At 50.6% G+C, this 13189-nt stretch carries 23 protein-coding genes; 1 reads left to right on the top strand and 22 read right to left on the bottom strand.

Going from position 1 to position 13189, the window contains the following annotated elements:
- Nucleotides 1-8 precede the first annotated feature (8 nt).
- The 18 genes from rplR to rpsJ all read right to left on the bottom strand — a co-directional run bounded on the left by rplR (nt 9) and on the right by rpsJ (nt 8036).
- Nucleotides 9-362, bottom strand: a complete 354-nt coding sequence (gene rplR, locus C813_RS25030; protein ID WP_017460073.1) for a 50S ribosomal protein L18 — start codon at nt 360-362, stop codon at nt 9-11.
- Between the two features lie 9 nt (nt 363-371).
- The gene (gene rplF / locus C813_RS25025; RefSeq protein WP_017460072.1) at nt 372-905 is read right to left on the bottom strand and encodes a 50S ribosomal protein L6; all 534 of its coding nucleotides are present in this window, start codon (nt 903-905) and stop codon (nt 372-374) included.
- Nucleotides 906-917: 12 nt separating this feature from the next.
- Nucleotides 918-1310 carry a 30S ribosomal protein S8 gene (rpsH, locus tag C813_RS25020; protein ID WP_017460071.1) on the bottom strand — a complete coding sequence of 131 codons (393 nt, stop codon included), beginning with the start codon at nt 1308-1310 and terminating at the stop codon, nt 918-920.
- A gap of 33 nt (nt 1311-1343) precedes the next feature.
- The gene (rpsN, locus tag C813_RS25015) at nt 1344-1649 is read right to left on the bottom strand and encodes a 30S ribosomal protein S14 (RefSeq protein WP_007369817.1); all 306 of its coding nucleotides are present in this window, start codon (nt 1647-1649) and stop codon (nt 1344-1346) included.
- Nucleotides 1650-1663: 14 nt separating this feature from the next.
- Nucleotides 1664-2203: a 50S ribosomal protein L5 gene (rplE, locus tag C813_RS25010; protein WP_001096200.1), complete on the bottom strand. Its 540-nt coding sequence runs from the start codon at nt 2201-2203 to the stop codon at nt 1664-1666.
- A 14-nt stretch (nt 2204-2217) separates the two neighbouring features.
- Complete coding sequence (rplX, locus tag C813_RS25005) at nt 2218-2532, bottom strand: 50S ribosomal protein L24 (protein ID WP_007369816.1); 315 nt, start codon at nt 2530-2532, stop codon at nt 2218-2220.
- A gap of 10 nt (nt 2533-2542) precedes the next feature.
- On the bottom strand, nt 2543-2914 hold the full coding sequence (rplN, locus tag C813_RS25000) for a 50S ribosomal protein L14 (protein WP_004388611.1): 372 nt from the start codon (nt 2912-2914) through the stop codon (nt 2543-2545).
- 165 nt (nt 2915-3079) lie between these two features.
- Entirely contained in the window at nt 3080-3334 is a 255-nt protein-coding gene (rpsQ, locus tag C813_RS24995) for a 30S ribosomal protein S17 (RefSeq protein WP_017460070.1), read from the bottom strand.
- A complete protein-coding gene (gene rpmC / locus C813_RS24990; protein ID WP_004388609.1) occupies nt 3334-3525 on the bottom strand; it encodes a 50S ribosomal protein L29 in 192 nt (63 codons plus the stop codon). The genes rpsQ and rpmC overlap by 1 nt, the downstream gene beginning before the upstream one ends.
- Entirely contained in the window at nt 3525-3935 is a 411-nt protein-coding gene (gene rplP / locus C813_RS24985; protein WP_007369814.1) for a 50S ribosomal protein L16, read from the bottom strand. Before rplP ends, rpmC begins: the two co-directional genes overlap by 1 nt.
- Nucleotides 3936-3947: 12 nt before the next feature.
- Entirely contained in the window at nt 3948-4649 is a 702-nt protein-coding gene (rpsC, locus tag C813_RS24980; RefSeq protein WP_000529945.1) for a 30S ribosomal protein S3, read from the bottom strand.
- A 17-nt stretch (nt 4650-4666) separates the two neighbouring features.
- Entirely contained in the window at nt 4667-4999 is a 333-nt protein-coding gene (rplV, locus tag C813_RS24975) for a 50S ribosomal protein L22 (protein ID WP_002919773.1), read from the bottom strand.
- A gap of 14 nt (nt 5000-5013) precedes the next feature.
- Nucleotides 5014-5292, bottom strand: coding sequence for a 30S ribosomal protein S19 (rpsS, locus tag C813_RS24970; RefSeq protein WP_001138115.1), 279 nt, complete (start codon nt 5290-5292; stop codon nt 5014-5016).
- A 16-nt stretch (nt 5293-5308) separates the two neighbouring features.
- Entirely contained in the window at nt 5309-6130 is an 822-nt protein-coding gene (gene rplB / locus C813_RS24965) for a 50S ribosomal protein L2 (protein WP_007369812.1), read from the bottom strand.
- Between the two features lie 17 nt (nt 6131-6147).
- On the bottom strand, nt 6148-6450 hold the full coding sequence (rplW, locus tag C813_RS24960; protein WP_000617546.1) for a 50S ribosomal protein L23: 303 nt from the start codon (nt 6448-6450) through the stop codon (nt 6148-6150).
- A complete protein-coding gene (gene rplD, locus C813_RS24955; RefSeq protein WP_007369811.1) occupies nt 6447-7052 on the bottom strand; it encodes a 50S ribosomal protein L4 in 606 nt (201 codons plus the stop codon). Before rplD ends, rplW begins: the two co-directional genes overlap by 4 nt.
- 10 nt (nt 7053-7062) lie before the next feature.
- Nucleotides 7063-7692, bottom strand: a complete 630-nt coding sequence (rplC, locus tag C813_RS24950) for a 50S ribosomal protein L3 (RefSeq protein WP_017460069.1) — start codon at nt 7690-7692, stop codon at nt 7063-7065.
- Nucleotides 7693-7724: 32 nt separating this feature from the next.
- Nucleotides 7725-8036, bottom strand: coding sequence for a 30S ribosomal protein S10 (rpsJ, locus tag C813_RS24945; protein WP_001181005.1), 312 nt, complete (start codon nt 8034-8036; stop codon nt 7725-7727).
- A 339-nt stretch (nt 8037-8375) separates the two neighbouring features.
- Here rpsJ and C813_RS24940 point away from each other — a divergent pair, with 339 nt between their 5' ends.
- Nucleotides 8376-8882 carry a prepilin peptidase gene (locus C813_RS24940; RefSeq protein ID WP_017460068.1) on the top strand — a complete coding sequence of 169 codons (507 nt, stop codon included), beginning with the start codon at nt 8376-8378 and terminating at the stop codon, nt 8880-8882.
- Here C813_RS24940 and bfr read toward each other — a convergent pair.
- The 4 genes from bfr to fusA form a co-directional block, all read right to left on the bottom strand.
- Nucleotides 8866-9342, bottom strand: coding sequence for a bacterioferritin (bfr, locus tag C813_RS24935; protein ID WP_017460067.1), 477 nt, complete (start codon nt 9340-9342; stop codon nt 8866-8868). The genes C813_RS24940 and bfr overlap by 17 nt on opposite strands.
- Before the next feature lie 72 nt (nt 9343-9414).
- Nucleotides 9415-9609 carry a bacterioferritin-associated ferredoxin gene (gene bfd / locus C813_RS24930; RefSeq protein WP_017460066.1) on the bottom strand — a complete coding sequence of 65 codons (195 nt, stop codon included), beginning with the start codon at nt 9607-9609 and terminating at the stop codon, nt 9415-9417.
- 177 nt (nt 9610-9786) lie between these two features.
- Nucleotides 9787-10971, bottom strand: coding sequence for an elongation factor Tu (tuf, locus tag C813_RS24925; protein WP_015742710.1), 1185 nt, complete (start codon nt 10969-10971; stop codon nt 9787-9789).
- A gap of 70 nt (nt 10972-11041) precedes the next feature.
- Nucleotides 11042-13156, bottom strand: coding sequence for an elongation factor G (gene fusA / locus C813_RS24920; RefSeq protein WP_017459899.1), 2115 nt, complete (start codon nt 13154-13156; stop codon nt 11042-11044).
- Nucleotides 13157-13189: the final 33 nt, after the last annotated feature.

The raw sequence follows: 13189 nt of genomic DNA, 5'->3' as shown, positions 1-13189 counted from the left end.
CCTCTACCTTAGAACTGAAGGCCAGCTTCACGGGCAGCATCTGCCAGTGCCTGGACGCGACCATGATATTGGAACCCGGAACGGTCAAAGGAAACATCTTTGATGCCTTTTTCCAGAGCGCGTTCAGCTACAGCTTTACCCACAGCTGCGGCCGCGTCTTTGTTACCGGTGTACTTCAGTTGTTCAGAGATAGCTTTTTCTACAGTAGAAGCAGCTACCAGAACTTCAGAACCATTCGATGCGATTACCTGGGCGTAGATATGACGCGGGGTACGATGTACCACCAGGCGAGTCGCACCAAGCTCTTTGAGCTTGCGGCGTGCGCGGGTCGCACGACGGATACGAGCAGATTTCTTATCCATAGTGTTACCTTACTTCTTCTTAGCCTCTTTGGTACGCACGACTTCGTCGGCGTAACGAACACCCTTGCCTTTATAAGGCTCAGGACGACGGTAGGCGCGCAGATCTGCTGCAACCTGGCCAATCACCTGCTTATCCGCGCCTTTCAGCACGATTTCAGTCTGTGACGGACATTCTGCAGTGATACCGGCCGGCAACTGATGATCAACAGGATGAGAGAAACCCAGAGCCAGGTTTACTACATTCCCTTTGACCGCTGCGCGGTAACCTACACCAACCAGCTGCAGCTTCTTAGTGAAGCCTTCGGTAACACCGATAACCATTGAGTTCAGCAGGGCACGCGCGGTACCAGCCTGAGCCCAACCGTCTGCGTAACCATCACGCGGACCGAAAGTCAGAGCATTGTCTGCTTGGTTAACTACAACAGCATCGTTGAGAGTACGAGTCAGCTCGCCGTTTTTACCTTTGATCGTGATAACCTGACCGTTGATTTTTACGTCAACGCCGGCAGGAATAACGACCGGTGCTTTAGCAACACGAGACATTTTTTCCTCCGATTAGGCTACGTAGCAGATAATTTCGCCACCAAGACCAGCCTGGCGCGCTGCACGATCAGTCATAACACCTTTAGAGGTAGAAACAACCGCGATACCCATACCACCCATAACTTTCGGCAGCTCATCTTTTTTCTTATAGATGCGCAGACCTGGGCGGCTGATACGCTGAATGCTTTCTACCACAGCTTTACCCTGGAAGTATTTAAGAGTCACTTCCAGTTCCGGCTTGGTGTCGCCTTCAATTTTGAAATCTTCAATAAAACCTTCTTCCTTCAGCACGTTGGCAATTGCCACTTTCAGCCTGGAGGAAGGCATGGTGACCGCAGCTTTGTTCGCGGCCTGACCGTTACGGATACGGGTCAGCATATCCGCGATCGGATCTTGCATGCTCATCTGTCTTTACTCCCGTGATTCAATTGGTGACAATTACCAGCTAGCCTTTTTCAGACCCGGGATTTCACCGCGCATAGCGGATTCACGGACCTTAATACGGCTCAACCCGAACTTCCGCAGGAAACCGTGCGGACGACCAGTTTGGCGGCAGCGGTTACGCTGACGAGACGGGCTGGAATCACGCGGCAGACTCTGCAGCTTGAGAACAGCGTTCCAACGATCTTCGTCGGAAGCGTTCACATCAGAAATGATCGCTTTCAGTTCAGCGCGTTTCGCGAAGTATTTTTCAGCTAAAGCTACGCGTTTAACTTCGCGTGCTTTCATAGATTGCTTAGCCATGAAGTAACCCTACCTTACTTGCGGAACGGGAAGTCAAAGGCAGCCAGCAGAGCACGGCCTTCTTCGTCAGATTTCGCAGTAGTGGTAATGGTAATATCCAAACCACGCACGCGGTCGACTTTATCGTAGTCGATTTCTGGGAAGATGATCTGCTCACGGACACCCATGCTGTAGTTACCACGACCGTCGAAAGACTTAGCGGACAAGCCACGGAAGTCACGGATACGCGGTACAGCAATAGTGATCAGGCGCTCAAAGAACTCCCACATGCGTTCGCCACGCAGAGTCACTTTACAGCCGATCGGATAGCCCTGACGGATTTTGAAGCCCGCAACAGATTTGCGCGCTTTGGTGATCAACGGTTTTTGACCGGAGATTGCTGCCAGGTCAGCTGCTGCGTTATCCAGCAGTTTCTTGTCAGCGATCGCTTCACCAACACCCATATTCAGGGTGATCTTCTCGACCCGAGGGACTTGCATGACAGAATTGTAGTTAAACTCAGTCATGAGTTTCTTAACTACTTCGTCTTTGTAGTAATCATGCAGTTTCGCCATCGTACTACTCCAAATTACTTGATAGTTTCGCTGTTAGATTTAAAGAAACGGACTTTTTTGCCGTCTTCGAATCTAAAGCCTACACGGTCGGCCTTGCCGGTTGCCGCATTGAAGATTGCAACGTTAGAAACCTGAATAGCGGCTTCTTTTTCAACGATGCCACCCGGTTGGTTCAGGGCCGGAACCGGCTTCTGATGTTTCTTAACCAGGTTGATACCTTCAACAATGATCTTGCCGGAAGACAGAACATTTTTTACTTTACCGCGCTTACCTTTATCTTTACCGGTTAACACGATAACTTCGTCATCACGACGGATTTTAGCTGCCATGATTCGCTCCTTAGAGTACTTCTGGTGCCAGAGAGATGATTTTCATAAACTTCTCAGAACGAAGTTCACGAGTAACCGGCCCAAAAATACGCGTACCGATAGGCTGCTCGCTGTTGTTGTTCAGAAGAACACAAGCATTGCCATCGAAGCGAACGACAGAACCGTCAGGGCGACGAACACCCTTCTTGGTGCGCACCACTACCGCCTTCAGCACATCACCTTTTTTGACCTTACCACGCGGAATTGCTTCTTTGATGGTGATCTTGATGATGTCGCCTACGCCTGCGTAGCGACGGTGCGAGCCACCCAGAACCTTGATACACATTACGCGACGTGCACCGGAGTTGTCGGCGACGTTCAGCATAGTCTGTTCTTGGATCATTTCAGTGCTCCGCTAATGTCAACTACTACTGAAGACCCTAAAATCAGGGTCGATAAAAAGCCCCATATCGAGGGCGCAGCATTATAACACCGCTTCCTTGATATGGGTAGAAAAAATAAACGGCCCATCGCTGAGCCGTTTATTCGTTTGAGAACGCGTACTCTATTACAGAATCGCTTTCTCTACAACGCGAACCAGCGTCCAGGACTTAGTCTTGGACAGCGGACGGCATTCGCGGATTTCAACCACGTCGCCAGTACCGCATTCGTTGTTCTCGTCATGTACGTGCAGTTTAGTCGTACGTTTGATGAATTTACCGTAGATCGGGTGTTTCACGAAACGTTCGATAGCTACAACAATGGATTTCTCCATTTTGTCGCTAACAACACGACCTTGCAGAGTACGGATTTTATCGGTCATTACGCACCCGCCTTCTCAGTCAGTAAAGTCTTAACGCGTGCGACATCACGACGCACTTGCTTCAACAGGTGAGTCTGTTGCAGCTGGCCACTTGCAGCCTGCATACGCAGGTTGAACTGCTCGCGCAGCAGGTTAAGCAGCTCGGTGTTCAGCTCTTCAACGCTCTTTTCACGCAGCTCTTTTGCTTTCATTACATCACCGTCTTAGTTACAAAGGTGGTTTTAATCGGCAGTTTTGCTGCTGCCAGCTCGAAGGCTTCACGGGCCAGCTCTTCCGGAACACCGTCCATTTCGTACAGGACTTTACCCGGCTGAATCAAGGCAACCCAATACTCTACGTTACCTTTACCTTTACCCATACGAACTTCCAGCGGCTTCTCGGTGATCGGTTTGTCCGGGAATACACGGATCCAGATCTTACCCTGACGCTTAACAGCACGAGTCATAGCACGACGTGCTGCTTCGATCTGACGAGCGGTCAGACGACCACGGCCAACAGCTTTCAGACCGTAAGTGCCGAAGCTCACATCCGTGCCCTGCGCGAGACCACGGTTGCGGCCTTTGTGCACTTTACGGAATTTTGTACGCTTTGGTTGTAACATCAGCGACGCTCCTTATTTACGGCCTTTACGCTGCTGCTTTTTAGGTTGAGCAGCCGGTTTTTCCGGTTGTTCAACTGCAGCCATACCACCAAGGATCTCGCCTTTGAAGATCCACACTTTTACGCCGATTACACCGTAAGTGGTGTGCGCTTCGGAGGTGTTGTAGTCGATGTCAGCACGCAGAGTGTGCAGCGGAACGCGACCTTCACGGTACCATTCGGTACGTGCGATTTCCGCGCCGCCCAGACGGCCGCTAACTTCAACTTTGATACCTTTAGCGCCCAGACGCATTGCGTTCTGTACAGCACGCTTCATAGCACGACGGAACATTACACGACGTTCCAGCTGAGAAGTGATGCTGTCAGCAACCAGTTTTGCGTCCAGTTCAGGTTTACGAACTTCGGCGATATTGATCTGAGCAGGAACGCCAGCGATATCCGCTACGACCTTGCGCAGTTTTTCAACGTCTTCACCTTTTTTACCGATAACGATACCCGGGCGAGCAGTGTGAATGGTCACACGGATGCTCTTAGCCGGACGCTCGATAACGATACGAGATACAGACGCTTTAGCCAGTTCCTTAGTCAGGTACTGACGTACTTTAAAATCGCTGTCCAGGTTGTCAGCGAATTCTTTGGTGTTCGCAAACCAGGTTGAGTTCCATGGTTTTACAATACCCAGGCGAATACCATTAGGATGTACTTTCTGACCCATTGCTAGTCTCCAGAGTCTCAGCGATCGGACACAACCACAGTGATGTGGCTGGTGCGCTTCAGGATGCGATCTGCACGACCTTTTGCACGCGGCATAATGCGCTTCATGCTCGGGCCTTCGTCTACGAAAATTTTCGCAACTTTCAGATCGTCAATGTCAGCGCCATCGTTGTGTTCAGCGTTAGCAATGGCAGATTCCAGAACTTTCTTGACCAGTACAGCCGCTTTCTTATTGGTGTAGGTCAGAATATCCAGGGCCTGCGACACTTTCTTACCGCGAATCAGGTCAGCAACAAGGCGAACCTTCTGAGCAGAAGAACGAGCATGGCGATGTTGAGCTAAAGTTTCCATCTCTTCCTCCTACCTTATTTCTTCTTCGCTTTTTTATCAGCAGCGTGGCCGCGATAAGTACGAGTCGGTGCGAATTCACCCAGTTTGTGACCGACCATTTCGTCGGAAACAAATACCGGAACGTGCTGACGACCATTATGGACAGCGATGGTCAAACCGATCATGTTAGGAAAGATCGTTGAACGACGGGACCAAGTGCGCAGGGGCTTCTTGTCTCCGCTTTCCACCGCTTTCTCTACCTTCTTCAGCAAGTGCAGGTCAATAAAAGGACCTTTCTTGAGAGAACGTGGCATGGCTTATCCTCTAAAATTATTTGCTACGGCGACGTACGATGAATTTATCAGTACGCTTGTTGCTGCGGGTCTTCTTACCTTTGGTCTGAACGCCCCACGGAGTTACCGGGTGCTTACCAAAGTTACGACCTTCACCACCACCATGTGGGTGGTCGACTGGGTTCATCGCAGTACCGCGAACGGTAGGACGAACACCACGCCAGCGTGCAGCACCTGCTTTACCCAGAACGCGCAGCATATGCTCAGCATTGCCAACTTCGCCCAGAGTCGCGCGGCATTCTGCTTCGACTTTACGCATTTCACCAGAACGCAGACGCAGGGTGACGTAAGCACCATCGCGAGCAACGATCTGAACGTAAGTACCAGCGGAACGAGCCAGCTGACCGCCTTTACCTGGTTTCATTTCTACGTTATGAACGGTAGAACCAACCGGGATATTGCGCATCGGCAGGGTGTTACCTGCTTTGATTGCAGCATCAACGCCAGACTGAATCTGGTCGCCAGCTTTCAGGCCTTTAGGGGCCAGGATGTAACGGCGTTCGCCATCTTTATACAGAACCAGCGCGATGTTCGCGGAACGGTTCGGATCGTACTCAAGACGCTCAACAACTGCCGGGATACCATCTTTGTTGCGTTTGAAGTCAACAATACGGTAAGCCTGCTTGTGGCCACCACCGATATGACGAGTGGTGATACGGCCATTGTTGTTACGACCACCGGATTTGCTGTTTTTTTCCAGCAACGGAGCAAAAGGTTTGCCCTTGTGCAGCTCAGGGTTAACCACTTTAACAACGTGGCGACGACCCGGAGATGTCGGTTTACATTTAACAACTGCCATTGTATTACTCCTCCGACTTACTCAGCGCCGCCAACGAAGTCCAGATTCTGGCCTTCTTTCAGGGTGACGTAAGCTTTTTTCCAGTCGCTACGACGACCGATACGCTGTCCGTGACGTTTAACTTTCCCTTTAACTACCAGGGTGTTAACGACTTCGACTTCGACTTCAAACAGTTTCTGCACAGCAGCTTTGATTTCTGCTTTGGTCGCGTCTTTAGCAACTTTGAGAACGATGGTGTTTGTTTTTTCCATCGCAGTAGACGCTTTTTCAGAAACGTGCGGTGCGCGCAGCACCTTCAGCAGACGTTCTTCACGAATCATGCCAGCATCTCCTCAACTTGCTTAACAGCATCAGCAGTCATTACGACTTTGTCGAAGGCGATCAGGCTAACCGGGTCGATACCAGTCGCGTCGCGAACATCAACCTTGTGCAGGTTGCGCGCGGCCAGGAACAGGTTCTCGTCCAGCTCACCGGTGATGATCAGCACATCTTCCAGAGCCATGTCTTTCAGTTTCTGAGCCAGCAGCTTGGTCTTCGGTGCTTCAACAGAGAACTGCTCGACAACGATCAGACGATCCTGACGTACCAGTTCGGACAGGATGCTTTTCAGCGCGCCGCGGTACATCTTTTTGTTAACTTTTTGACTGTGGTCCTGCGGACGCGCAGCGAAGGTCACGCCACCAGAACGCCAGATCGGGCTCTTGATAGAACCAGAACGAGCACGGCCGGTGCCTTTCTGGCGCCACGGTTTTTTACCGGAACCAGTTACTTCAGCACGGGTCTTCTGAGCACGAGTACCCTGACGAGCACCAGCTGCGTAAGCAACGACAACCTGGTGTACCAGCGCTTCGTTGAAGTCACGACCGAAGGTAGTTTCGGAAACAGTCAGCGCGCTCTGCGCGTCTTTCAATACTAATTCCATTGCTATCTCCTCACGCCTTCACAGCTGGTTTAACGATCAGGTCGCTACCGGTTGCACCCGGGACAGCACCTTTAACCAGCAGCAGGTTGCGCTCAGCGTCAACACGTACTACGTCCAGGCTCTGAACGGTTACGCGCTCATTACCCAGCTGACCTGCCATTTTCTTGCCCTTGAACACTTTGCCCGGAGTCTGGTTCTGACCGATAGAACCCGGAACGCGGTGAGACAGGGAGTTACCGTGGGTAGCGTCCTGGGTACGGAAGTTCCAGCGCTTAACGGTACCTGCGAAACCTTTACCTTTAGAGGTGCCAGTTACGTCAACTTTTTTAACTTCAGCAAACAGCTCAACGCTAATGTCCTGACCTACGGTGAATTCTTCGCCGTCAGCAAGACGGAATTCCCACAGACCACGGCCAGCTTCAACGCCAGCTTTAGCGAAGTGACCCGCTTCCGGTTTGGTTACACGGTTAGCTTTTTTAGCACCGGTGGTAACCTGGATTGCGCGGTAGCCATCGTTAGCCAGGTCTTTAACCTGAGTAACGCGGTTTGCTTCAACTTCGATTACGGTTACTGGGATAGATACGCCATCTTCAGTGAAGATGCGGGTCATGCCCACTTTTTTACCGACTAAACCAATCATTGTTTCAACCTCTCAATCGCTCGATGACCTGATTAACCCAGGCTGATCTGCACGTCTACACCGGCAGCCAGGTCCAGACGCATCAGAGCATCAACGGTTTTCTCGGTTGGCTCAACGATGTCAACCAGACGCTTGTGAGTGCGGATTTCGTACTGATCACGCGCGTCTTTGTTAACGTGCGGGGAGATCAGAACGGTGAAGCGCTCTTTGCGGGTCGGCAGCGGGATCGGACCACGGACTTGCGCACCAGTGCGCTTAGCAGTCTCGACGATTTCCGCGGTTGATTGATCGATCAGACGATGATCAAACGCTTTAAGACGGATACGGATTCTTTGGTTCTGCATGAGACCAGAGCTCCAATTATTTATAGACGAAAATAATTACTCCTCACACCCATTACGATTGATGGGGGAGTGTAATCGTTCTTACGTAGCCCCCCGATTGGGAGCATTGTAACGGCCAAACAGCACCGTTGTGGTTCAGATTGAACCCGCCGTCATTTACGACAAGCCCGCGCATTATACGTAAATCTGAGCCAGACGCAAGTACAGTTTAGAAATTAAGCAGTGCTGCGCGCATGCTCGCAGGGTGAACGTAACAGTAACAATGCCGGTATCATTTCTCACGAGCAGCTACGCAACATTAGAAGGAGTTAATTGGCTTTCACACAGCGATTTCGCATTATGCATGCCACCCGTTACCGGCTTATCTGGCAGGACGCCATGTTTTTTCTCGCGGTTTATCTGTTACTCAATCTAATGCTTGCATGGCACGACATCCATACCGGGTTGCTGCCAGACCGTTTAACCTGCCCTCTTCTCTGGGTGGGGTTAATTTGGCACTGCTTCGCAAATGCTGAATTATTGAAACAAGCAGTTATCGGCGCGACGGCAGGTTATATAGGGTTTGCTGTTATTTATTGGGGCTACAAAATGTTGCGCGGTAAGGAAGGGCTTGGCTACGGCGATGTAAAATATCTTTCGGCTCTCGGGGCCTGGCATGGCTGGCAGAATTTACCCGGTCTGGTTTTTATAGCCGCCTTTTTGGCCTGTAGTGTGGCGAGTATCAATGCACTCAGATCGCGAAGTTTACAGGCATTAAAAAACCCACTGCCTTTCGGGCCATTTCTGGCAGCAGCGGGTTTACTGACGGGATACCATTCTGTGATACCAACTACTCTTCCACTTTGATTTGCGACTGGAGATAGTTCTGAATACCAATTTTGCTTATCAGATCCAGCTCTGTTTCAAGCCAATCAATATGATGCTCTTCTTCGGCAAGTATCTTGATCATCATGTCGCGGCTAACATAGTCATGAACACTATCCGCATAAGCGATGGCTTCGCGCAAATCCTTCGCGCCTTCCAGTTCCAGTCGGAGATCCGATTGCAGCATCTCTTCAACGTCTTCACCAATCCCCAGCTTGCCCAAATCCTGCAAATTTGGGATACCTTCAAGAAATAAAATACGCTCAATGTAGAGATCGGCGTGTTTCATTTCATCAATAGATTCATGGTATTCGACATCATTGAGGCGCGTCAGCCCCCAGTTTTTGAACATTCTCGCATGGAGAAAGTATTGGTTTATTGCGACAAGCTCATTTCCCAATAATTTATTGAGATAATTTATGATTTTAACATCACCTTTCATTATGTAGTCCCTCCGCTTCCACTCATTGAAGCGTAGATGGGGCTACAAGGATGTCAAAAAAAAGATAAAAACTCAGGCAATCTCTTTGTATTCCGGCATCTGGGTAAGTTCGTCTTGCATGATCTCTCTTGCTGCGCGAACACATTTACCACACTGATTTCCAACCGGAACAAACTTGCGGAGCTGCTGAAATGATTGAGGATGAAACTGGCGCACTGCCTGTCGAATTTTTTTATCACTCACACCATTACACAAACAAACGTACATGATCACTCCCGTTCAATTTCTGCGCAAAGTGTAAATGAGAATGGTTGCGATTACAATAGCACAACTGTAAAGCTCCTGACCCGGCCCGGCGCTTAATTTTGCATAAATATTTCGACCATAAATAGCGAGCAGCAAAAAGGGCGCCGAAGCGCCCTTTTTCAATTCAAAGCTAATTAATTAGCCCAGAACTTTTGCTACAACGCCCGCGCCAACGGTACGGCCGCCTTCACGGATCGCGAAACGCAGACCATCGTCCATTGCAATCGGGTGAATCAGGGTAACAACCATTTTGATGTTGTCGCCCGGCATTACCATTTCAACGCCTTCCGGCAGTTCGATGGTGCCAGTCACGTCAGTTGTACGGAAGTAGAACTGCGGACGGTAGCCTTTGAAGAACGGAGTGTGACGGCCGCCTTCATCTTTGGACAGAATGTACACTTCAGATTCGAATTTGGTGTGCGGCTTGATGGAACCCGGCTTAGCCAGTACCTGACCACGTTCGATTTCTTCACGTTTGATACCACGCAGCAGAACACCTACGTTCTCACCAGCACGGCCTTCATCCAGCAATTTGCGGAACATTTCAACGCCGGTACAGGTGGATTTCGCGGTGTCTTTGATACCAACGATTTCAACTTCTTCACCCACTTTGATGATACCGCGCTCTACACGACCGGTAACAACGGTACCACGACCGGAGATGGAGAATACGTCTTCAATCGGCAGCAGGAACGGCTTGTCAATCGCACGCTCTGGTTCCGGAATATAAGAATCCAGGAAGCCAGCCAGTTCGATGATTTTCGCTTCCCACTCTGCTTCGCCTTCCAGCGCTTTCAGAGCAGAACCACGAACGATCGGGGTGTCGTCGCCCGGGAAATCGTACTGAGACAGCAGTTCACGAACTTCCATCTCTACCAGTTCCAGCAGCTCTTCGTCATCAACCATGTCACATTTGTTCAGGAACACGATGATGTACGGAACGCCTACCTGACGACCCAGCAGGATGTGCTCACGGGTCTGCGGCATCGGGCCGTCAGTCGCAGCAACAACCAGGATCGCGCCGTCCATCTGCGCAGCACCGGTGATCATGTTTTTAACATAGTCGGCGTGGCCCGGGCAGTCTACGTGTGCGTAGTGGCGAGTCGGGGTGTCATATTCAACGTGAGACGTGTTGATGGTGATACCACGAGCTTTTTCTTCCGGCGCGTTATCGATCTGGTCGAATGCGCGAGCAGAACCACCGTAGGTTTTAGCCAGAACGGTAGTGATTGCAGCGGTCAGAGTAGTTTTACCATGGTCAACGTGGCCGATAGTACCGACGTTGACGTGCGGTTTTGTACGTTCAAATTTTTCTTTAGACACGGCTTTATTCCTTACTATAGTGCTCTCCCTCTTTGGAGAGAGCACGGGACTTTGGTTTTAACCCTGCGGCTTATTTACCACGGGCTTCAATTACGGCCTGAGCAACGTTGTTCGGCGCATCATCATACTTCAGGAATTCCATAGTATAAGACGCACGACCTTTGGTCAGAGAACGCAGCTGAGTTGCATATCCGAACATTTCAGACAGCGGAACTTCAGCGTGGATCTTAACGCCAGTAACTTCAGATTCCTGACCGCGCAGCATACCGCGACGACGGCTAAGGTCACCGATTACGTCACCGGTGTTCTCTTCCGGAGTCTCTACTTCAACCTTCATGATCGGCTCAAGCAGAACTGGTTTCGCTTTCTTAAAGCCATCTTTAAAGGCAATAGACGCAGCCAGTTTAAACGCCAGTTCAGAGGAGTCAACGTCGTGGTAAGAACCGAAGTGCAGACGCACACCGAGATCAACTACCGGGTAACCCGCCAGCGGGCCAGATTTCAGCTGTTCCTGGATACCTTTATCAACGGCCGGGATGTATTCGCCAGGGATTACACCACCTTTGATGTCGTTGATGAACTCGTAACCTTTCGGGTTAGAGCCCGGCTCCAGCGGGTACATGTCGATAACAACATGACCGTACTGACCGCGACCACCAGACTGCTTAGCGTGTTTACCTTCGATATCGGTAACTTTCGCACGAATCGCTTCGCGGTAAGCAACCTGAGGTTTACCGACGTTCGCTTCAACGTTGAATTCACGTTTCATACGGTCAACGATGATGTCGAGGTGCAGCTCACCCATACCGGCGATAATGGTCTGGTTAGATTCTTCATCAGTCCATACGCGGAATGACGGGTCTTCTTTCGCCAGACGGCCCAGAGCCAGACCCATTTTTTCCTGGTCAGCTTTGGTTTTCGGTTCTACCGCGATGGAGATTACCGGTTCCGGGAATTCCATACGTTCCAGAATGATCGGATGATCCGGGTCACACAGGGTGTCACCAGTAGTCACGTCTTTCAGACCGATAGCAGCAGCGATGTCGCCAGCGCGAACTTCTTTGATCTCTTCACGTTTGTTAGCGTGCATCTGAACGATACGACCGAAACGCTCACGTGCAGATTTCACGGAGTTCAGGATGGTATCACCAGAGTTAACCACACCGGAGTACACACGGAAGAAGGTCAGGTTACCAACAAACGGGTCGGTAGCGATTTTGAACGCCAGCGCAGAGAACGGCTCTTCATCACTTGCGTGACGCTCAGCCGGAGTATCTTTACCATCGTCCAGGATACCGTTGATCGCAGGTACATCAGTCGGGGACGGCAGGTAGTCAACTACCGCATCCAGCATCGCCTGAACACCTTTGTTCTTAAACGCAGAACCACAAGTTACCAGGATGATTTCGTTGTTCAGAACACGCTGACGCAGAGCTTTTTTGATCTCTTCTTCAGTCAGTTCTTCACCACCCAGGTATTTCTCCATCAGCTCTTCAGAAGCTTCAGCAGCGGATTCGATCAGATTCTGGTGCCATTCGTCAGCCAGATCCTGCATCTCAGCCGGGATATCTTCGTATTCGAAGGTTACGCCCTGGTCTGCATCGTTCCAGTTGATGGCTTTCATTTTCACCAGGTCAACAACACCGGTGAAACCTTCTTCAGCACCAATTGCCAGCTGCAGCGGAACCGGGTTCGCGCCCAGACGGGTTTTGATCTGACCAACAACTTTCAGGAAGTTAGCGCCCATGCGGTCCATTTTGTTAACGAACGCGATGCGCGGAACTTTATATTTGTTTGCCTGACGCCATACGGTTTCAGACTGCGGCTGAACACCACCAACGGCGCAGTAAACCATTACCGCACCGTCAAGAACACGCATGGAACGTTCTACTTCGATGGTGAAGTCAACGTGCCCCGGGGTGTCGATGATGTTTACGCGATGCGGTTCATACTGCTTCGCCATACCAGACCAGAATGCGGTAGTCGCTGCGGAGGTAATGGTAATACCACGCTCCTGCTCCTGCTCCATCCAGTCCATGGTTGCGGCGCCGTCATGAACTTCACCGATTTTGTGGTTTACACCGGTGTAGAACAGAATACGTTCGGTAGTCGTGGTTTTACCGGCGTCGATGTGCGCACTGATACCAATGTTACGGTAGCGTGCGATGGGTGTTGTACGAGCCATTTGATTCCTCGTTTGTCTCTTTAGGCGTTCAGA

The sequence above is a fragment of the Kosakonia sacchari SP1 genome, assembly GCF_000300455.3.
GTDB classification, from domain to species: Bacteria; Pseudomonadota; Gammaproteobacteria; order Enterobacterales; family Enterobacteriaceae; genus Kosakonia; species Kosakonia sacchari.
This window is presented reverse-complemented; position numbering and strand designations above follow the sequence as displayed.